17 protein-coding genes are annotated in these 22,639 nt (G+C 32.3%); 11 read left to right on the forward strand and 6 right to left on the reverse strand.

Features of this window, described 5'->3' with window-relative positions:
• Nucleotides 1–43: 43 nt before the first annotated feature.
• Nucleotides 44–1,378 (reverse strand): aspartate kinase, encoded by a 1,335-nt coding sequence (locus tag ACFSJT_RS16120; RefSeq protein WP_378321364.1) that lies wholly within the window; start codon nt 1,376–1,378, stop codon nt 44–46.
• A gap of 112 nt (nt 1,379–1,490) precedes the next feature.
• Between ACFSJT_RS16120 and ACFSJT_RS16125 the strand changes: the two genes are divergently transcribed.
• Nucleotides 1,491–2,138 (forward strand): hypothetical protein, encoded by a 648-nt coding sequence (locus ACFSJT_RS16125; protein WP_378321365.1) that lies wholly within the window; start codon nt 1,491–1,493, stop codon nt 2,136–2,138.
• A gap of 61 nt (nt 2,139–2,199) precedes the next feature.
• Here the strand turns inward: ACFSJT_RS16125 and ACFSJT_RS16130 are convergent, their stop codons facing one another.
• Nucleotides 2,200–4,257, reverse strand: coding sequence for a M13 family metallopeptidase (locus tag ACFSJT_RS16130; RefSeq protein WP_378321366.1), 2,058 nt, complete (start codon nt 4,255–4,257; stop codon nt 2,200–2,202).
• Between the two features lie 752 nt (nt 4,258–5,009).
• On the opposite strand from ACFSJT_RS16130, the gene ACFSJT_RS16135 reads away from it, so the two are divergent.
• The 5 genes from ACFSJT_RS16135 (at nt 5,010) to ACFSJT_RS16155 (ending at nt 11,131) form a co-directional block, all read left to right on the forward strand.
• Complete coding sequence (locus tag ACFSJT_RS16135) at nt 5,010–5,543, forward strand: hypothetical protein (protein WP_378321367.1); 534 nt, start codon at nt 5,010–5,012, stop codon at nt 5,541–5,543.
• A 191-nt stretch (nt 5,544–5,734) separates the two neighbouring features.
• Nucleotides 5,735–7,138: an ATP-binding protein gene (locus tag ACFSJT_RS16140; RefSeq protein WP_378321368.1), complete on the forward strand. Its 1,404-nt coding sequence runs from the start codon at nt 5,735–5,737 to the stop codon at nt 7,136–7,138.
• 122 nt (nt 7,139–7,260) lie between these two features.
• Complete coding sequence (locus ACFSJT_RS16145) at nt 7,261–8,568, forward strand: carboxypeptidase-like regulatory domain-containing protein (protein WP_378321369.1); 1,308 nt, start codon at nt 7,261–7,263, stop codon at nt 8,566–8,568.
• A 185-nt stretch (nt 8,569–8,753) separates the two neighbouring features.
• Complete coding sequence (locus ACFSJT_RS16150; protein ID WP_378321370.1) at nt 8,754–10,208, forward strand: S41 family peptidase; 1,455 nt, start codon at nt 8,754–8,756, stop codon at nt 10,206–10,208.
• A gap of 410 nt (nt 10,209–10,618) precedes the next feature.
• Nucleotides 10,619–11,131, forward strand: a complete 513-nt coding sequence (locus ACFSJT_RS16155; RefSeq protein ID WP_378321371.1) for a hypothetical protein — start codon at nt 10,619–10,621, stop codon at nt 11,129–11,131.
• 94 nt (nt 11,132–11,225) lie between these two features.
• Here the strand turns inward: ACFSJT_RS16155 and ACFSJT_RS16160 are convergent, their stop codons facing one another.
• Complete coding sequence (locus ACFSJT_RS16160) at nt 11,226–11,555, reverse strand: hypothetical protein (RefSeq protein ID WP_378321372.1); 330 nt, start codon at nt 11,553–11,555, stop codon at nt 11,226–11,228.
• 576 nt (nt 11,556–12,131) lie between these two features.
• Between ACFSJT_RS16160 and ACFSJT_RS16165 the strand changes: the two genes are divergently transcribed.
• Entirely contained in the window at nt 12,132–12,716 is a 585-nt protein-coding gene (locus ACFSJT_RS16165; protein WP_378321373.1) for a DUF4202 domain-containing protein, read from the forward strand.
• A 227-nt stretch (nt 12,717–12,943) separates the two neighbouring features.
• Here the strand turns inward: ACFSJT_RS16165 and ACFSJT_RS16170 are convergent, their stop codons facing one another.
• From ACFSJT_RS16170 to pfkA, 3 genes are all read right to left on the reverse strand, one after another.
• Nucleotides 12,944–13,816: a BadF/BadG/BcrA/BcrD ATPase family protein gene (locus ACFSJT_RS16170; protein ID WP_378321374.1), complete on the reverse strand. Its 873-nt coding sequence runs from the start codon at nt 13,814–13,816 to the stop codon at nt 12,944–12,946.
• Nucleotides 13,817–13,977: 161 nt separating this feature from the next.
• On the reverse strand, nt 13,978–14,979 hold the full coding sequence (gene gap / locus ACFSJT_RS16175; RefSeq protein WP_378321375.1) for a type I glyceraldehyde-3-phosphate dehydrogenase: 1,002 nt from the start codon (nt 14,977–14,979) through the stop codon (nt 13,978–13,980).
• A gap of 46 nt (nt 14,980–15,025) precedes the next feature.
• Entirely contained in the window at nt 15,026–16,012 is a 987-nt protein-coding gene (gene pfkA / locus ACFSJT_RS16180; protein ID WP_378321376.1) for a 6-phosphofructokinase, read from the reverse strand.
• A gap of 434 nt (nt 16,013–16,446) precedes the next feature.
• On the opposite strand from pfkA, the gene ACFSJT_RS16185 reads away from it, so the two are divergent.
• The 4 genes from ACFSJT_RS16185 to ACFSJT_RS16200 all read left to right on the forward strand — a co-directional run bounded on the left by ACFSJT_RS16185 (nt 16,447) and on the right by ACFSJT_RS16200 (nt 22,418).
• The gene (locus ACFSJT_RS16185) at nt 16,447–17,733 is read left to right on the forward strand and encodes a M57 family metalloprotease (RefSeq protein WP_378321377.1); all 1,287 of its coding nucleotides are present in this window, start codon (nt 16,447–16,449) and stop codon (nt 17,731–17,733) included.
• Nucleotides 17,734–17,959: 226 nt separating this feature from the next.
• Nucleotides 17,960–18,637: a hypothetical protein gene (locus ACFSJT_RS16190; protein WP_378321378.1), complete on the forward strand. Its 678-nt coding sequence runs from the start codon at nt 17,960–17,962 to the stop codon at nt 18,635–18,637.
• A 71-nt stretch (nt 18,638–18,708) separates the two neighbouring features.
• A complete protein-coding gene (locus ACFSJT_RS16195) occupies nt 18,709–19,746 on the forward strand; it encodes a YncE family protein (protein WP_378321379.1) in 1,038 nt (345 codons plus the stop codon).
• A 1,064-nt stretch (nt 19,747–20,810) separates the two neighbouring features.
• Complete coding sequence (locus ACFSJT_RS16200) at nt 20,811–22,418, forward strand: hypothetical protein (RefSeq protein WP_378321380.1); 1,608 nt, start codon at nt 20,811–20,813, stop codon at nt 22,416–22,418.
• The last annotated feature ends 221 nt before the right edge of the window (nt 22,419–22,639 follow it).

A 22,639-nucleotide genomic window follows, 5' to 3' on the forward strand; every position in this document is an offset into this window, starting at 1 on the left:
AGCTTAGGTCCTACTTTTCTGCATAAATCACATAACAAACAATCTATACAACTACTTCTTCCTTCATTTGAAACAGTTTTTCGTTCAAAAATCTTAAAGTGGGTATTTTATCTTTGGTATCCACCAAAATTGAAATATTATTATTACTCCCCCCGTAGGAAACCATCCTCACCGGAATGTAATTTAATATCTCAAAAAGTTTATATGAGTTTTTATCATTAATAACTGATTCTCCCACAATACAAATAATACTATGATCTGGTTCTACCGTTATCTCTGCATATTTTTCTATTTCATTTACAATTTTATCCAGGTTTACAGTATTATCAATAGTAAGTGATATTGCTATTTCAGAGGTAGTAATCATATCTATAGAGGTCTGAAAATTATCAAAAACTTCAAAAATCCTTCTTAGATAACCATGAGCCATTAACATCCTGTTAGATTTGATTTTTATTGCGGTAATTCCATCTTTTGCCGAAATTGCTTTAAGACCTTTTTTATGGGTTTTATTAGATATTATAGTTCCTGATGCTTCGGGATCAAAAGTGTTCTTCAAGAGTACAGGAATGTTTTTATCAACAACGGGAGACACTGTTTGAGGATGAAGAATTTTAGCCCCAAAATAAGCAAGTTCTGCAGCTTCATTATAGGTTAGATGAGCGATGGGCTGTGTTTCATCAACATATCTTGGATCATTATTATGCAGACCATTTATATCTGTCCAGATCTGTATCTCTGAAGCATTTAAAGCTGAACCAATGATAGTGGCCGTATAGTCACTACCCCCTCTCTTTAAATGACTTATTCGACCATCACTATCTCGACATACAAAACCTTGGGTTATATATATTGAAGACTGAATACTATTTTCCAAAACTTTTTCTAGTTTATTCTGAACCTTTTCTATATTAGGGTTTTCAACGGAATCGATATACATAAATTCTTTTGCATCCAACAATACATTGGCTACTCCGATAAAGTTGAGATAGCCTGAAAAAATATAGGTAAGAAGAGTTTCTCCATAAGTAATAATCCTAGAGTTAATGATCTCAGAATATTCCTGGCTAGATACATCAAACATTTCAGTGATTATAGCAGACAGTCCCTTTTTAAGAGCGTTTCTGGTTTCCTGATCTCCTATTAAAGCATCGATAACGTCAATGTGTTTATTTTCAAGTCTATTCAGATTTCTGGTTATAGCCTCAGTATCGTTAAATTTAATATTCTCTACCAGACGGACCAGTTGATCTGTTACCCCAGACATCGCAGAGCATACCACAATTTTATTCTCCTGATCAGAAATAAGAATTTCCTTAACCTTATTTAGATTTTCAACAGATCCAACCGACGTTCCCCCAAACTTTAAAATTTTCATTAATCTCTTTTTTTAAATTGTTTTAACAGTACATAAGTAGTTAATTATATACAAATAATAAATATTTTAAACTAAATTTTATAAATTTGAACTTTATGTTAAATATATAACAATGAAAACTATCACTGACTGTGTGCACAATATCTTAAGGCATCAACCTTTTTTAGAAGATGCTTTATCTCGAGATATTATCAATTTCAGTTCTTTGGCCATAGACTTAAGGCCACAGGTAGAAAAAATTATGAGAAAACCCGTGAAACCAGGTTCTATAGTCATGGCTCTAAGGCGCTATCACCCGAAGCAAATTAAACATATAGACAATCTTAGAAATTTAGGGGATATTGTTGTGAGATCGGGAATAACGGAATATACCTTTCTAAACTCCAATACGATATTAACTAGTCAATCTAACTTACTAAATAGTGTAAAAAATGAAACCAAAGCCTACTTTACCTATTCAAGTAATTTTCAGGAAAGTAATATATTGGTAACTTCATCTCTTAAAGATATTGTAGAAAAGCATTTTAAGAATGAAACATGTATATCTGTTGCAGATAATCTATCCTCTATGTCGATTGCACTACCAGAAGATAACTCTAAAGTGATTGGTTTATATTTTTACATTTTTAGACTACTAGCCTATGAAGGAATTCCTGTTTTCGAAGTCATATCCACTTCTAACTATTTTACATTATTTCTGGAAAAAGAGCATGTAAATCAAGCTTTTTTACTCATGAATGAAATCAAGGAAAATCGATAAATAAGGAATAATAAAAAAACCTGCATTACTGCAGGTTTTTTTACTATTGTTTTCGCTGATATTACCATATTTGCACTCTCTTCTCTGGAGCCAAATACATTTTATCACCTTCTTTAATGTCGAACGCATCATAAAACGCCTGGACATTTAACAATGGTTGAATAGCTCTTGTCGTACCAGGAGAGTGTGGATCTGTTTTGATTTGAGTTCTTAACGCATCCTCTCTAATTTTTGTTCTCCATACAGTAGCCCATGACATAAAGAAACGTTGCTCAGGTGTGAATCCATCAATATTTTCTGGTCTTCCATTCTCGGCTAAATGTAATTGTAACCCATCATAAGCACCTAATACGCCTCCTAGATCTCCTATGTTTTCACCTAAGGTAAATTTCCCGTTAATGAATACACTATCTAGCACCTCAATATTACTGTATTGTTCTGCTAGAGCGTTTCCTCTTTCGGTAAAAGCTTTAAGATCATCTTCTGACCACCAGTTTTTAAGATTTCCATTGGCATCAAAACGAGCTCCACTATCATCAAATGCATGTGAGATTTCATGACCTATTACAGCTCCGATACCTCCGTAGTTCACAGCTTCATCAGCAGTATAATTATAGAATGGAGGTTGTAAGATAGCTGCAGGAAATACAATTTCATTATTAAGTGGATTGAAATATGCATTCACTGTTTGTGGAGACATTCCCCATTTTGTCTTATCAACAGGCTCACCTATATCGTCATAATTCTGGTCTTGTGCCCATTTACTAACAGCAGCCATGTTTTCGAAATAAGTTTTATCGGCAGACACTTCCATTTCAGAATAATCTTCCCACTTATCTGGGTATCCTATTTTAACCGTAAACTTGTTGAGTTTCTCTATAGCTTTAGTTTTGGTCTCTTCGCCCATCCAATCCAATTTTTGTATTCTAGCCTTATAAGCTTCAATTACATTGGCGATCATTTTCTCTGCCTTGGCTTTTGCTTCAGGTGGAAATTTTTCATCAACATATAACTGCCCCAAGGCCTCTCCTACAGTTCCATTCACCGTAGCTAGAGCTCGTTCTTTTGCAGGACGTTGTTCTTTTTGCCCTCTTAGATACTTACTATAAAACTCCCAGTTCGCACGCTCAATATCGGTAGTTAGTCGATTAGCTGCACTATTAAAAGTATCCCATCTCACCAAAGTTTTGATATCTTCGATTGGAGTACTTTTTAAGAAACCATCTAGTGCCTTTGTGTATCTTAATTGGGCAACTATTATAGTATCAAACTCTTTTTCAATACCAAGATCTGTGATTAATTTATTGAAGTCAATTGTTGAAAGCATCTTATCAGCTTCAGCAATCGTTCTAGGATTATTATAGTTACGCGCATCTCTTCTTTCTACCTTATTTAATCTAGGTTCAGCAAGTTGAGTCTCTAATTCAAGAATTTTATCTGCAGCAGCTGAAGCATCCGATTCTGAATCTCCTAACTTTTGCAACATTCTTATAATATGTTTTTTATATTCCTCACGAATCTCTTTAGATTTTTCATCTTGGTCCAAATAATAGTCTCTCTCTGGAAGTCCCAATCCGTTGGCACCAAGATAAACAGCATTCATCGAGCTGTTATTTAAATCCGCTTGTACTCCTATACCCATAAATGGTGAAGAAACAGAAGGGTTTTTGGCTAAAACTGTTTGTAAGTCTGTAAGATTCTTAATCGACTCAATATCATTAAGAGCATCTTCTAAAGGCTTAATGCCTGCTTCATTTCTAGCAATGGTATCTAGTTTTGTATCGAAGATAGCGAGGGCCTTTGCCTGATCAGTTTCGGCTCCGTATTTTCCGCTTTCTTTGGCATTTGCTAAGATTTCTAGCACATCATTATCGGTCGATTTACGAAGTACACCAAATCCTCCCCATCTTGTGCGATCTGCGGGGATCTCTGTATTCTTCATCCAGGTACCATTTACATAATTATAGAAATCTTCTTTTGGACTAACACTTTTGTCCATATTATCCAATACTATTCCTGGAGTTTTTTCTACCTCAGCAACATCTTTACTCTCTTTTGTTTCCTTTTTACAGCTTACAAAAGCAAAAACAAACGCAGCTAAAAAAAATACTTTTTTCATTTTTATATTCATTCTGTTATTAAATTGAGATTAGTTATTAGCAATTTGACGCAAATATTGAGAATTTGTTACGCAAAAAGTGCGTAATTTAGATAAAATGAAAGATGTATACCATTCAAAAATAATTTTTTAACGAAAAAATATGATATTCAAATCTTAAATCCCTAGAAACAAAAACGTTACATTTAATAATATTTTTTAATTAATTCATAAAATATTCGATTTTGAAATTATCTATGTTACATTCGATTTTCTAGGTACGAGTAATATAGAGAAAAGTTAAACAATCAGGGATATCTATTTTATGGTCAAAAACGACTTGTAAAAAAATCTAAATCAATTATTAAATTGCTGAGCGTACAACAATAACTTAACCGTTACATAGTATTTAAGTTTTTGGGAATGTCGACAATCAGTACAACTAAAGGATAAAACAAATACAGATAATAAAATTTGAAAGTTACTTGTTAGCTATTAAAAATCAATTTGATAACGTATTTCAAACTCTTTTTTGTTAATAAAATCTAAAAATTTAACATTCGTTCAATTGCAAGTGTTTACAAGGGATGAGCGATACTCTTTAAGTATTATTCTATAAAAAAATCAATAATATGCGCCGAAAAAATAAACTTTTAACATAAAATATTGTATATTGTCGTTGATTTTATGTTTTACAGCGATAAAAAATCATTTTATGTAGGTTTTTACTTACTTTTTAAGAATTAAGGTTTAACCCTGAAAAACCAGACTTTATGAAAACACTTTTACCCATTTTAGCCTTGTTTTTAACAAGCATTACATTTGCAAATACAAAAATTGACATTTCCTACAAACTTATGTATGTTACAGAAAATACTGTGATCGATGGTTTGGACGAAAATACTGAAGAAGGCGTTATTTTTATTACCGAAAGTCTTCATTTGGAGGCAGGAGCTCGAATAAAAGTAAGAAACGCATGTTTAATAATTTTAGGTGATCTATCAGGTTCTGGTATAATAGACATAGATTCGACTGCTACCGTTACCCTTGAAGGAGAGAAACAAGGAAGAGTTACTTTTATCAATAGATTCTTAGCTGATGATACGTGCCAACAAAGCACTGACCAAAAAACCTTTAAACATATCATAGAAGTGCCACAAGGTCTTAAATATAGTCTGTACTCTATGGACGGAAGATTATTAGATAAAGGTGAGGTTGATGACTACATCCATTATCTAAATGATCCAAAAACATATTTAATAAAAATAGAAGGATACAAATTAAAAAAATACGTTTTCAAAGGTTAAGTCATAATCTCAGAAAGTAAGGTTTAGCATCCACGATAAAATTTTATCGTGGATTTTTTTAAGACTTCTTTTAAGGCTGGTATTTTAAAAAAAAGTATATTTAACTTCCAAAAAATCCCCTGGCTAAAACCCAATTACCTCCAATTTTAAAGTACTAATTGAAGTAAAAAACTCAATCAAAGTTACTAATTATGATGCGAGAATTATGGTTTAAATCTGAGGCGGCTAAATATACTTTCTATGGAATTGTATTTGGATTAATATTCCCTATTCTTGCCACATCTATGGATATTAATAAGCTTGGACTTGAGTTTACATGGGAATCTGTAATTTTCGTTCAACAAAATTACCCTGTTCATTATATCATAGATACTGCTCCGTTATTTTTGGGATTGTTTGCTATGTTTGGTGGTCGCAATCTGGATAAACTAAAGGAAAAAAATCAACAAATACTCAAAGCTTCACAATTCAAACATGATTTTCTAGCTAATATGAGTCATGAAATCCGAACTCCAATGGTAGGTGTCATTGGTATGATTGATTTACTATTTAGAAACACTAAGCTAGACGGTATCCAAAAAGAATATGTTAGCACCATCCAGAAATCTTCTTATAATTTGTTAGAAATCCTAAATCAAATTTTAGACCTTTCCAAAATGGAGTCCGGAAAATTTAAGCTCTCTCCCACTACTATCAATTTTAAGGACACTATACATCAAAACATAGATCTTTTTCTTGCTACCGCAAAAGCAAAGGATATCGACCTAATTTTAACATATTCTGAAGAATTACCAGAAAATATGATTGCTGATAGTCATCGCCTATCACAAGTCATTTCTAATCTTATTGGTAATGCCATTAAATTTACAGATAAAGGATCTATACATATTAATGCTTCAATTGTATCGAAAAAAGGTGATGAGTTGATCATTAAAGTAGAAGTTATTGATTCTGGAATAGGTATCACCAAAGAAGATCAGGAGCAGTTATTTAATCGCTATAGCCAATTTCATGAAGCTTCAATTCATTCAGGTATAGGAAGCGGTTTGGGCTTAGCAATCTGCAAAAAACTGGTCCCATTAATGCAAGGAAAATTAGGCGTACAAAGTCAGCTTGGAAAAGGAAGTAATTTTTGGTTCACTTTTGAGGCAAAAACTTCAAATGCAGTAATAACAAAAGAAGATAAGAGCTATGTCGATATCAATAATCACAAATATAACCTACATGTTTTATTGGTAGAAGATTCTGACACCAATATATTAGTATCCAAACAGATTTTAAAGTACTTAGGCTGTACGGTAGATATTGCAAAAAACGGAAAAAAGGCTGTAGAGCTTTTTAGGGAAGATACTTATGATTTAATCCTGATGGATATCAATCTACCTGGTTTAAATGGTGTACAAACATGTGATCTCATTAGAAAAAAACACACTAAAATCCCTCCCATAATTGCTCTTACTTCAAATGCATTGCCAGGTGATGCAGAACGATTTATAGGCCAAGGGCTTGATGATTATATCACAAAGCCTTTTACCACTGAAATATTAAACATCAAACTAAAAAATTGGTTTGGTGATCATTACGACTACCATTAGTTTCTAATGATCAAATAACTCATTGTTTTAATGGTATTAACATAATACTTCTATTAATTTTATTATCTTGTATGTAAAGATTACAGGTTCTTAAATAGAATTTCAAATTAAACACAAAAACCATGAACCAAAAAAGTATATTTTTTTATAAAAAGCGACTGATCCCTTTATTGCTCATCATCTTGACTTGTGGATATTCTACTCATATACAGGCAGTAACATATCTACAGGATATTGACACCCAGGATCCTTCAAATTACAATGAATTTAAAGGATCAGTTCTGGATAGTGAAAGCAATAGACCTATCGTATCTGCAACAATTTCAGTAAACAATACCAATATTTCTACCGTTACCAATGACGAAGGAAAGTTTTTGTTGAAAGTTCCAGTAGAGATGGTAGACAATAGGATAACGATATCGCATCTTGGATATAGAGATAAAATTATCGGACTTTCTGAATTTAAAGGAAAATCAATGAAAATAAAACTTGATTTGTCTATAATAGAATTATCAGAAGTAAGTATTGATCCAAGAGATCCAGAAGCCCTTATTCGTGCTGTCATGAAGAAAAAGGGAACTAATTATCTTAGTGATAATACAATCATGACTGCTTTCTATAGAGAAACCATAAAAAGACGAAGAAGTTACGTTTCCCTATCTGAGGCCGTCGTCGATGTGTATAAAAACCCTTATTCATCTGGAAAAACAGATATTATCAAGCTATTTAAGGCCAGAAAAAGCGCAGATTATAAAAAGCTAGATACCTTAACTGTAAAACTTCAGGGCGGACCCACAAGTACATTATATATCGATGTAATGAAAAACCCCGATATTCTTTTTTCAGAGGATCTGATTAAAAGATACCTATTCAGTTTCGATAATTCAACCAAAATTAATGATCGTAACATTTATGTATTAAATTTCAAACAACGCCCTACTATAGAAGAGCCAATGTATTATGGAAAATTATATATAGATGCTGAAACGCTTGCAATGACCAAAGCAATTTTTAGCCTGAACACAGAAAACAGAGAAGAAGTAAGCAAAATGTTCGTTAGAAAAAAACCACGAAATGCTAAAGTTTATCCTACTGAGGCCACCTACAATATTGACTATCGCGAAAAAGATGGGAAATGGTATTATGGATACGGAAGAATAGATTTGACCATAAAAATAAACTGGAAGAAGAAATTATTTAATTCAGTATATAAGTTAAATGTAGAAATGGCAGTTACAGATTGGAAGAAAAATTTAGATAATGAAACCCTGAAGCCAAAAGATAGATTAAAATCTTCAGTAGTTATTGCTGATGAAGCTTCTGGATTCTCAGATCCAAAATTTTGGGGAGAGTACAATGTTATAGAGCCGGAGAAATCTATTGAGTCGGCTATAAAGAAAATCCAAAAACAGCTTAGAAAGTTAAATTAACAAATAAGATCACGTAATATAAAAAAGAACATGTTACTAGACATGTTCTTTTTTTTAAACTTATTTTTAACGTCTCTGTAATGTATTAATTTACTAATTTTATATCGGGAAATACAAAAAGATTGCAACAGCTACCACCCAAAAACGTTATTCAATTAAGAATATACCATTGCAAAAATTTTATATTGAAGAAAATAACATTCATTGTCCTTTTTTCGGTAATTACTAATATTCTTCATGCCCAGAAGCATTTAGATTCTTTGGACGCAAGAAAGGATTTCGAAGTCTTTGAAAATATACTAAAAAATGGGCACCCTAGTCTTTATGAATATATTAAACAAGATTCTTTGGATTATCTTTTCGAGGAAACAAAAAATTCTATCACAAATAATATCTCTGATATAGATTTGTATAAGAAAATGCTTAAAATAACCGACCAAGTAAGAGACGGTCATCTTCTTCTCTTTGCTCCTAATACTATAAAAACAGAGCAATATTATTTTCCTCTTATTCTTAAAATCATCAACACCAGTTTTTATACTGATACTGATGATTTTGGAATCCCTATCGGTTCTAAGATTACCAAAATAAATGACCATGAGACCTTTAAAATTATTGAAAGCTTAAAAAAATATACCGCTACAGACGGTCATAACCTTACAAGAAAATATAGAGATATAGAGCTGAAGTTTGGATTATTTTATGCGTACGAATATGGATTAACCAAACAGTTTAAGATAGAATACACAGAACCAGACGGAACCAAAAAATCTATTGACCTGAAAGCAGAGCCCTTTGTTATTGTAAAATTGAGAAACACCAAAAGAAATTCGTATTTCGCAAAGTTTCATCAACAAAAAAATGGGTTTGACTTTTTTAATGAATTCATAAATACAAAAGATCCTTTTGTTTATTACAAAGAAGAGATTAGCACAGCTGTTTTGGTAGTCAATTCTTTTGGAATTGATATCAGAAGATTTAAATCTAATCTAGTAAAGATTTTTAAAGAGTTAAAGAAAAAGAAGATTAAACATCTAATTATTGACATCCGCAATAACGATGGGGGTTTTCGGCCAAATTCTGTTCACTTGTATTCGTTTATAGCCAAAAAACCATTTAAACAAATAGTTAGTGAGTATTCAATTTCTTTATCAGTACCCGAAAAAGAATATGCAACCAGAACATTTCTTAATGAAAAGCAATTTTTAACTGATAAATTTAATAATCATCCCGTTTATGATGGATGGAAACTTACTTTTGATGATCTTGAGGCCATTATGGTTCCTGATCAAAATAGATTTAAAGGAAAAGTATATGTGTTAACTGGAGGAGCTACTTTTTCTGCGGCTTCTACTTTCGCTTTGAATGCAAAAAATGATGATGATACTATGCTAGTTGGCGAAGAAACCGGTGGAGGATATTACTTTTTTAATGGACAGTTTCCTGTATATTATGAGTTACCAAACTCCAAAATTGTAATGGTAATGTCTATGGTAAAAGTTGAAAATTATATAAAAGACAAAACTGTTCCGGTTGGATCCGGAGTTCCTCCTGATAAATACATCAACCTTTCATTAGAAGATTTGATTGAAGGCAAAGACCCTTTGCTAGATTATATTTTTAGACTTATACAAGGCTAGAAAAAGTATCAACTGAAACTTTTCGTATGTTAGGCTATGTAAGTATTCACGCTAGTAATGAGTTTACAGGAATTATGCAACATTTGCTTAAATCTTAGAGCTAAGTTCTCGTCATCAAACTTCATAGCCTCGCTAATGCTATTAGATAATACAAGTTCACCAATAAGATATTCAACAAAATAATTTTGATCTTCTGTTAAAAGCACATATTCTGTCATATTTCAGATGTATAGTAAGAGCAAAAGATTGATGATTATAAAAGACAGTCTTTTAAATAAAGTGATAAAAATAAATTTTAATTCAACACATAAAAACAATGAACAGAATACTTTTACACAGAAGTATTAACAATCCCGTCTTTGATTAAATAGGTATAATTTTTGATAACATAAACACACTAATCAACTCTTATGAAAAAACATAGGTTAATTGTACTTATTATAGTCTTAATAATAAACACACTTTCATGCACGAACTCAAAAGAAAAACGATACATATTGCCAGAAAATGCAACCGAATTATTGGCAACCACATCCGGAAAAACCTGGAAACTTGCATGGCGCTATAATGATGGCACGCGAATGAATATGGCAGGCTGCTTTCTTTCTTACAAAATTACTTATAAATCCAATTTGACATTTAAAGATAATAACGGCGAACAAGAAAATTGTGGTGACTCTCTGATAGGAAATTGGGAAATGGTCACTTATGATAATGGAAAATCTTATTTAAAATGGACAAGTAATCAATTACCAGAAGTCATGAATATTAAAAATCATTATAAGTATTTTAAGATTCTCAAACTTGATAAAGACACTCTAAAATTACAATACAGGCACAAACAATTTTCATCTGAAAGTACTTTCGTAGATACTTTTGTAACTGATGATATATTGGTAAAAGACCGGGATTTTCATCGATGAATACATTTTTTAAAATACAAAAACCGACGATGAATTAATCATGGTCGGAAAATGCAACAATAAATTGTACTGAAAAGTATCTAACCGATGTTTGTTAACTATAATGTGTTTTAGCTTTACGTAATAAGCCAATTTCTATATACTCAGAAATCTTATCTGATTTTCCAATTTTCTCGGTTTCTATTGGTATCCAGCCATCGATTTTGATCATATCATTTGGGTTACTACTAAAAAACATTTCATATTCGTAATTCATCGAACCATTTTTAGTAAAAGTATTGTTCGTAGTATTTTTCACTTTTTCTGTTATTCTTTTTCTAACAATTTCGATTTTGGATGATAAATCCAAGGTTTCTGTATCCCTATGTACTTCAACATCCAAAAACTCTGCGATTGACGCCATAATTACTTCATCTAAATTCATATGCATAAAATTTGGTTACTATTAAATGTTTAAAAAACATAACTATTTGAATTTTGAACACTTTTTACAAAAAGGGTGTTTTATCTAAAAAATTAGTATTCATAAAAATTATACCCTTATTTTTTAAGCAAATCTATACATAAAGTAGTAAAAATTAAAAGTAAACCCTTTTCAAAATAGGGTATTCATAAAAAATTTATGTTTTATTAAAAAATCAATTGCATAAATTATTTATTTGGTAATTCAACGTTTAAAAAATGAGTATAAAACAGAGATCAGCCCTCCCTGTTGAAAGAAAATCTATGCATTTTGAAGTATGAATTTAGATTGAGGTCTGAATTTACATTATTGCCATGCACATTGGTTGTTGCATTCAACTTAGTTTATATGATAGAAAATCTATCGTAACGCTGACTTATGGCAAATACCACTACTTTTTTAGTTTAAAGGATACTATATTAAAAAATAATGAAAAAACCTATATTCATTACTTCTTAAAACCTCATTGTATGCTTACCATGCATAAATCGTATTAAAATGCACTAACTTTGTTAGTATACCAAATCATTTACTTTTATGCCAACTCATACATTATCTGAAGCCTATTCGTTGTTTGATAAAGCAAACGCACAAGATCCGAATACAGAAGAAGTACACGGATCACTTGTACCCAAGGAATTAATTTACGGGCAGCGAATGACACAGATTTTAGAAAAGTTTGAACCAAACGCTTCAGAATCATTAAAATTAGCAGCCCGATCTCAACACATTTGCCGTTGGGAGATTCCCAGAGATAACTATCCGATGGATCGAGTGGGATATCTTCAATGGAGAGAAGAGCTTAAAAAATTTCATGCTATAAAAGCTTCAAAAATTCTTCAAGAAGTGGGTTATGAGTCTGAAGTGATCAATAGAGTTACTTTTTTACTTCAGAAAAAAAAATTAAAAAAAGATGAAGAGACACAAACACTCGAAGACGTAATATGCCTGGTTTTTCTTAAATATTACTTTGAAGAATTTTCAGAAAAACATACCGATGAAAAAGTTATTGATATTTTGCAAAAAACCTGGCGCAAAATGTCAGAAAAGGGTCATAAAGCTGCCCTAGAACTTTCGTATTCTAAAAAAGCATTAGATTTGGTTCAACGAGCTTTATCATAATATGATTGAAAAAACAAAATCTTCAGGTCATCAAACTTTTGGACACCTAAGTTAAATCCATTATGTTGTAAGTGATGCTATGGGCAGATTCAACGAAGAAGTTTAGTCTCTAATTTACTAATAAATTGATTTGCGAATTACATTTTTTTTGAACTACTATTTATCGACACTATCCAAGGTGTAGAAACCAGAGTAATGCTAAATCATACGATGCCAAAAACCTGGTTTTAAACGTTATTTACTTTTTTTTTTATAACCTCATTACGATAGTAATCAATAATTCCATCAATAGGTCTTCTAACAATGTTTCCAACTGTTAAATGGTAAGGCCACACAGCGGCTCTAATGATATCCTCACTAAAATGAGCTATAGATCCAATAAAGTGAATAGGTACATTTTGTGCTTCTGGAAAGCATAATACTCGATTTTCTACAAATTCCTGAATTCCTTCGGTTACAATTTTATAAAAGTATCCGTTACGCTCACTGGTAAAAATAAACTCTGCAAAGGTAGCCAGATACGTATTTGGATTATCCTTTTTATATAAATTCTCTTTTATCGCATCTGAAGAAAGATCAAAACGCTTCTCAAACTCTGAAGCAACCTCTGGAGGCATTCTCTTATAGTAATAATCTCGAATCAATCTTTTTCCGAAATAATTTCCACTAGCCTCGTCCATGAGGATATATCCCAGAGAATCTACTGACATATGAATATCATCCCCATCAAAATAACAACTATTAGAACCGGTACCCAAAATACAAACAATACCTGGTTCGGTCGTAGCCGCATAAACTGCAGCCACCATATCCTCTTTAACTATAACTTCGGTTGCATTTACAAAAAAATCTTGTAATACCTTTTTGAGCATCGCCGCAGGCTTTTTAGTGCCACATCCCGCCCCGTAGAAATTAACTTTATCAATTTTCTCACGATAAGAGGTTAATTCGTCGTTGGCTCTAATTCTTTCTTCAAGTAAAGATTTTTCAAATACAGCAGGATTTAAGCCTTCTGTACGGGTTTTAAAAACGATTTCTCCAGACTCGTCAAGAAGAATCCAATCGCATTTAGTAGAACCTCCGTCGGTTAATAAGATCATTTCAAAGTTTGTTTGTTATTAGCAAAGAGAAAAATAATATTCAAAAACTAAATAGATTGTCATACGGAGCGTAGTCGACATGTATTTGTAGCTCTGCGATAAATATCTCTCGACTACGCTCTATAAGACAGTAAATTAAACCATATAATAGTAAAAGATTTTTAAAGATTACCTACTAAAGTCGATAAATCAACTAACTTAGTAGAGTATCCATATTCATTATCATACCAAGAGATAAGCTTGAAGAAATTATCATTAAGCGCTATTCCTGCGTTAGCATCAAAAACAGAAGTTTGCGATTCTCCTACGAAATCCTGAGACACAACATCTTCTTCAGTATATCCTAAAATACCTTTTAACTCATTTTCTGATGCTTTTTTCACTACAGCTTTAAGCTCATCATACGATACCGACTTTTTGGTTTTTACAGTAAGATCTACTACAGAAACATCTGCCGTTGGCACTCTAAACGCCATACCCGTTAACTTTCCTTTTAATGAAGGAATCACTTTTGTTACTGCTACTGCTGCACCTGTGGTTGAAGGAATAATATTATTTAATGCACTACGCCCTAATCTATAGTTCTTTTTTGATGGTGAATCTACCACTGCTTGCGTAGCAGTTCCCGCATGTACTGTAGTCATCAATCCCTCTTCAATACCAAAATTATCATCAATTACTTTGGCCAAAGGAGCTAAACAGTTTGTAGTACAAGAAGCATTAGAAACAATAGTATCTGAAGCTTTTACGTCATCATGATTAACTCCCATCACAAACATCGGAGCATCTTTAGATGGAGCTGAAATCACTACTTTCTTCGCTCCGGCTTTTAAGTGTGCATCAGCAGTATCCAATGTAGTAAAAATACCTGTACAATCCATCACAACATCTACACCCACTGCATCCCATTTAAGATCTTCAGGATTACGCTCTGCAGTTACACGAATCTCTTTACCATTTACGACAAGATTTCCATTATTGACCTCAATCGTACCATCAAATCTACCATGTACAGAATCATATTCTAATAAATAAGCTAAGTGCTCTACATCTAATAAATCATTAATTGCCACTATCTCTATATTATCGCGTTTAGAAGCAATTCTAAAGGCAATTCTTCCTATTCTACCAAAACCGTTAATTCCAATTTTTAACGTACTCATATCTAAAAATTTAGTTGTTTAATTTAAAAAGTAATTCTATATAAAATTATACCGAAGTTATATCGGCAACTTTTATTAGTCCATCATGTTTATGTAATCGTTTATCCAATGCTTCTTTAAGTGGTACAATTGTCACACTCTTGTGAACAATACCAATCATTACTTCACTTTTACCTTCTAACAGAGCCTCTACTGCTCCTACGCCAAGTTTACTGGCTAGTACTCTATCATAACAGCTTGGTGCACCTCCTCTTTGAATATGCCCCAAAACCGACACTCGTACTTCATAGTCGTCAAGATGCTCCTCGACATATTCTCCTAATTCAAAAATATTTTTTCCAGACTTGTCCCCTTCTGCTACAACTATAATACTAGAGGTTTTTCCGGTTTTCTTACTTTTTCTAAGCGATTCTATAAGCCTGTCAACTCCCATGTCTTCTTCAGGAATTAAAATCTCTTCGGCTCCTGCTCCTATACCCGCATTTAGGGCTATATCTCCGGCATCACGCCCCATTACCTCTATTAGAAATAATCGATTATGAGAGCTTGCAGTATCTCGTATCTTATCTATCGCTTCTACTACAGTATTAAGTGCAGTATCGTAGCCTATCGTATAATCTGTACCATTAATATCATTATCTATTGTACCCGGAATACCTACTACTGGAAAATTAAACTCTTCTGATAATTTCAAGGCACCAGTAAAGCTACCATCACCACCAATTACTACAAGTGCGTCAATACTATTTTCAACTAAATTAACATGAGCCTTCTTTCTTCCTTCTATGGACCGAAATTCTTTTGAACGGGCTGATTTAAGAAACGTCCCTCCTTTATTGATAATATTACGTACAGAGCGAGCATTTAGCTCTTCAATTTCATTATGTATCAAACCTTCATAGCCCTTAAATATACCAAAACATTTTATGTCATAATAACTGCATGCACGAACTACTGCCCGGATTGCAGCGTTCATTCCCGGAGCGTCTCCTCCTGAGGTTAATACCGCTATATTTTGTACTTTTTTTGTCATCGAAGCCAAATCTATCGTTATTGATAGTAATAACCTAATTTGCTGAAAAACTAAAACGTTTTCGGTTGATAAATTTGGTAATTAGAGACAAAAAAGCATTTATTTTAACACATTTTCATTGATTACGTTAAGATTAAATCAATATCTCAACATAACTTTTTTTATAGCCGTCTCTTCCCAAAAATTGCTTAAAAAACAAAAACGACTCATTTTTATAAGTCGCTTTCTTAAATTAAGATACTAATTTTTGATTATTCTTAAATTAGAATTACTTCAAAATTTACAAAAGCAAACTTCCTTAACTTTCTTTTAACCACAAAAGATTGTGGATTATAGAGTATTCCTTGCAGTTCCTAACAAATTTTAACTCAGAAGCCGTTTTCTTTAGATATTTAGCAGTGCACAAATTATAACTATTAACTAAAAAATTAACAATGAAACATCTTAAATTAAACTCAACGATTCATCTTTTCACGAGAATCCTATTTTCCTTCATTCTTATAATAGTGTTTTGGTCGTGTGAAAGAGACGAAGAACAAATAACCGAAGAACTATCGGTAGAACAACAGGAAAAAGTTTCTAAAGAAATTATCGATCTTTTAAAGAAAAATGGTTTTGATACGCATGATATTATTTCTTATGAAAACGGATATATCGTAGAAGGTGATATTTTTATATCACACGAAAATATTGAAGAATTTAAAAAAGGTAGTAATGAAAATTCTTCAAAGCACTTTGTTCGTACAAGTTTGGTATCCAACAATAGATCTATTAGAACCCTTAGGGTATATATTGCATCCAATTTCAGCTCGTCCAACAAAAATGCCATCAAAGCTGCATTAAATAGGTATAATGTTTTAAACTTAACATTACGCTTTTCAGAAACAACTAATATAAACAATGCAGATATTGTATTTAGAATTAGAACATTAACTGGTTCTGTTGCAAATGCTAATGCATTAGGAAGTTGGCCTTCAAACGGTAATCCTGGTTCTACGATCACATATAATAGCCGTCGTCTTGGTGCTGTAGGTAACAATGTAACGCTTGCTGCCCATGAGTTAGGTCATACGATTGGATTTAGACATACCGATGCCGAAGATAGATCATTTAGTTGTGGTGGTCCTCGAGTAAACGAAGGAGGAACTGTTCTTATAGTACCTGGTACTCCAAGAGCACCTGTTGCAAACTCGTGGATGCTATCTTGTCGGCCTGATGGGGTTGAGAGACCGTTCTTATTGGTGGACAAAATAGCATTATATAATGTCTATGGAATATATAGTGGTGTTCGAGGGGCGCCTTTATGGCTTAGAAACAGAAGCAAAGTTGGTTCAGGATATTTCTATACTTATGATTATAGAGAGATAGGAGAAGGTACCAATGACTTTAGGGTTGAAGGTATACAATCCAGAATTTTTGATAATAGCAGAAAAAATGATAGTGACAAACAGCCCTTGTATCGCTATAATAATCCTAGTGTTAGAGATTATTTTTATACGACCGACTTTAACGAATTAAATGGAGCAACGGGAGGTCAAGGATATACATATGAAGGTATTGCAGGATATATATACAAAAACAATGCAGCAGGAAGAGTTCCCGTACTTAGATATAATAAGAATGGGATTCATTTCTACACTACTGATCCTAATGAACTAGGGCAAGGAGGTTTTGGTTTTGTACTAGAAGGTACTATCGGGTATACTTTACCGCATAGATAATAATTAAAAACAATATAAGCTTGAACCCTTTGTATTATGAAAGAACTATTAAGAAAAGAGTAAGCTCCCAATAATTTTCTAAATGAATTGAAAAAAATCTAGTAAGAAATAGGAGAATACCATTTTGGATCATAATACACAACGGGATATTTACATGTAAAATTAGCCAGTATTCTTAAAAAGAATATTGGCTTTTTTTACCACACCAATATATAAATTCTATATTATGAAAACTCTAAAATCGATTACTACATTAATGCTTTTTTGGTTTGTGCTCATTTTTTCATCTTGTGAGCAAGAGAATATTAATGAGCCCTATTTGGTAAATGATAATCAGATAGAAGAAAACTTAACTAAATCTGGAGCTAATTCTCCATATAACAAAAATATTATTCGAACCAATGATCCAGGTACACAAATATTTGGATACTATAACCTTTTCTTCACAAAAAGCATAGGCCGTTTCTTTTTTATAGGGGATCATTTAAACCAAAGATTTCAGGGATTTGCATTTCAGGTAGCCTTTGTGGAGAGAAATCCCTCTTCACCTTTATTACCTCCTAACCTTAGGTCTATAGATCCTATCAAATTATACTTTTTGAAAAATCACGCTCAAACCGATATGATCCTGACCACAGATAAAAATGAAAGAAGAAGACTATTAAACAAAAGTTGGATAGATGTTACCAATGATATATTCTATTCTCAAGGAGTTCTTTATCGAAGCGATACCTATATAAGCAAAACGCAAGTAGCCGGCACAGTACCGCTATATCGATTTAACCATACCCCAACAGGGCGCCATTTTTATACCGCAGATGCAAACGAAAGAACTTCTGTACTAGCCTCTGGACAATATGTAGAAGAAGGTAAAGTTGGATATGTTAAACTTTCATCAAATTAAAAAAATCCAAAATAACCTTAATAAAATTCTAATTAAAATTCAAAAAAGCTATTCAATATAGTTTAAAAATTATGAAAAAATTAAATCTCTTAATTATCCTGGTATTTATAAGTTTTTCATACATAGCATGTGAAAAAGAAGACCCCATTAAAGAAAACTTCGAATCTCGCGACATTAAAGAAAAATCTATACAAATTTCTAATTCTAAATTTTTAGTTGCTAATCGCAACATTGGAACGCTATCCTTATTCAATGCGAATAATGCTAAAAAAATTAGAAACATCAATATTCCTGGCAACGCCCAACCCACGTATATCGCAACAAACCAAACCAATGAAATTTATGTTGCAGATTTTGAGCGAGGCCTGGTATGGGTATATAGAAAAGATAACTTGGAGCTAACGGGAAGAATTAAGGTCGAAAAAGGCTCTTTTCATATGTGGTTTAACAAAAACAGAAACCAATTATGGGTGAACAATATCATAAGTAAAACGACTTCTGTTATAGATCTAACATTATATAAAGTCATTAAAAACTTAAAACTTCCTACAAATATTTCTCGAGATGCTGAACAACATGATGTTGTTATTTCTGAAGATGGAAGAAGAGCATATGTAACTGTTCTAATTGGAGACCAAAAAAGTTTAATTTTCATGTACGATACAGACAATCTCAAATTGCTTAGAAAAGTTACAGTAGGTGGAGATGCACATCTTTTTACAATCAAAAATAGAGTTTATGTGCCTGTTCAAAATGCCAACAGATTAGTAGTGTTTGATCTTAATTTAGATAGAAAATGTACGATCCCATTATCATCGGCTCACGGCATAACAGGTAATGATCAATATCTATTTGTAACAAGTATTAAAGACAAAAAGGTAACGATTCTAGACAGAAAGACCCTAAAAAGATCCGATGTTCTAAATACACAATTCGAAACACCGCATAACTTGGCTATTACAGATAGCGGAAAACGATTAATCATTTCGTTTTCTGGAGCCAATTCTAGAAAAGCCACCATCTGGAAAATTGAAAATGGAAAATTTAAACAATCCTTTGTTACAAATTCTGGACTCAATCCTTTTGGAGTAGTTTCTTTACAAAACTAGTTATAAAAACAAACTTCTACTGAAACCCCAAGACCGCAAGTAAGATTCAATTCTTTGGCAATTTTATCTTCTGTATGTCTCCAAATAAGGAAAAGCGAGCTTTTCCTTATTTGTTTTATGATCAATGATATCAAGCTTCATAAAAACATGTTAATTCCTGCAATTTTTAGTTTTTTATACTTTTGAAGGCATACCTGGTTTTCTAATAAAAAATTCTTGAAACCGACTATCCTCAAGACAGAGCCATAGAGACATTTCGCCGATTTCATTTTGATCTTAGCACCAAAAACTGAAATATTATATTTTACCTCACCCGAAACTGCGAAAAAGCCGTTTCGACCTTTCCAAAGGGGAGGTAAATAGGAAATCCCGAGGCAGAGCCTAGAGGAATTCTTTAGATTAAACATATCTAAATTCGATCTTTCTTCTAGATCATCTAGGCTTAAAATTTATTTCTGATTATTTACCAGTAAAGTTCTTAACGTAAGAAACTATTCTGCATTGAAAGCACATAGGTAATGATGTGCAATATACTGTCTATTACCAAGTATTGAAAGGCATTTGGTCATCCTATATTAGTGACGATATTCCACAATATATAAATATTCACTTTTTAACTAACCACAGGACTGAAGAATAGATTTTTTTACAGTACTAACGTACTACAATCAAATCATGAGGTTTAGGCATTTACTTCAAAATCAAAAAAGCTTAATTTTAAGATACAACAAATCGTTGTATCAAAAGATATACTGTTCTATTATCCTAAATATTTCTTTAAATTAAACAAATAACTCAGTTTTTTAAGTTCAAATTCTTGGTGTTGCAATAGCAATATTAGCTATTACTACTCATATTAATGAGTTGGTCAGACCAGTTAAAAGTTATATCATACTTTGTATTTCTAACAGAAACTTTCCGTTAACAACAAAAACTCACACCTAACAGTAAAACCTTTCCTTTTATAACAACACGTAAAATTGAGGGTGCATATGACTATATATTTACATTTAGATATTGATCAATAATCATACTCAATTAACTTAAATTTAAATATTATTAAAATGAAAAAACGATTTATATTCGCGCTGGCGATAACTACCATGTTTTATTCTTGTGACAAAGATGATGGCATAGAACAAACAACAGAATCTATTGCTACAGAAAAAGGTTATCAATTAGACGATGGCACATTTATTGGGGCCGGATACGGTTTTACGTCAGGAGAATCTCGATTGTACGCCACACCCTTTGAGCATAAAGGTGGAAATCAGGCCATAGTTAAGTCAAACCTTCCATCTGATCTGAAAGCAGTATCAGGTAGCTATGCTTACGTAGAAGACACCTATAATCTCTACAAATTAAAAGGAAACGCTGATTCTCTAGGTCTTAATTTTAAATATCGAGATTATATCGATTTTAACTTCTACTACCAGCCGGGACTGACAAAGGTTTCAACAGAAGATAAAAATAAAGTTTCGGTCATCGTAAAAATAGATGTAGTTACCTCAAAGTATGATGTTCTAGGTAAACCTGGATATGAGTCCTTGACTAGTACAGCCAAAAATCTAGCTAAAAATGATACCGATAGATTTAGAGAGAAATATGGTGATTTGTATGTTGAAAGTGCTATATATGGTGCTTCTCTTAATTTCGTGTTTAATTTTGATAGTACCTTATTAACTGAGTACGAGAGAAAGACACTCAAGGCTGGATTTGGATTAGGTATTTTAAAAGTTTTTGGGATAGGTTTTGGTACTGATAAGCAAAAAGTAGAATCAGAAAGATTGTTATCCAAGGTTCAAACAGTCGATTTTGATACTAATTCATCAGGATTCACACCAGATAAAAGTATTACTAGTGATCCTCAGACATATATCGACGAATTAAAAAGATTCACTAATCATGTTAAAACTGATCCTCTCAATTCTGTAGTACTAGCGCAAAAAACCTCTAACTACAGCAAATATATAACACAAGGAGGGTTTAACGATGATCCTACACTTGCTAAGAAATGCATAAAACTCAAAAACGAATGGGATTATGTATATAAAGTAATGGATGTAATTGTTGATAATGCCGGCGATACTGGAACAAGGAATTTGGCAAAACAATTAAGATCAGAAGCAGCCAGCAATAAGGAATCAGCCTTAAAGTGTAATACATATAATTTGCCTTCATCAATTGCCGTTTTGAGAAAATACGAGGATTTTGTAAGATTTTATGAGATTAAGTTAAGAGACGAGACCATGCGTAGGTTCTACGATAACGTTGGTAAGACATATTTTTATACTTATGATCAAAATGAAATTAATAGTTTAGGACAACAATCCAGTCGTTATCGAGACGAAGGAAATGCGTTTTATGTATTGAACAGCCGAATAGGCAATGATACAGACATAGTACCTCTATACAGGTTTGTTAGTTATAACGGATCAAAAGTTACTTACTTTTACACAACTAATAAATCTGAAGGAGATAATTATTTCCAAAAGTACGAAGGGATAGCTGGTTATGTTTATAAAAAATCAAAAGATGGTACAGTAGCACTATATAGATATCGCAATAAGGATACTTATCTCTACACTACAGATAAGGGAGAAGGGAATAATGCGGTTAAAAATTTTGGTTTTAAGTACGAAGGCGTACAATGCTATGTTTTTAAATTATAGAAATTAACTCAGTATCTTGAGTTTGTATGATTTTTAATAATTGAGGACTGCTTACATATATGCGGTCCTCAATTTACAATTACGCCTATTGGCTATAAGTAAAAAAGAGCATTTTCTGAGTTAAAAAACATACAATTCAACGGGATTATTTTAAAGAGATATTGAAAATATAATTATGATCCAAGATCTTAATTTTCTGCGAGTACATAAGAATTACGTTA

It is taken from the genome of Aquimarina celericrescens (genome assembly GCF_042682765.1).
GTDB lineage: Bacteria > Bacteroidota > Bacteroidia > Flavobacteriales > Flavobacteriaceae > Aquimarina > Aquimarina celericrescens.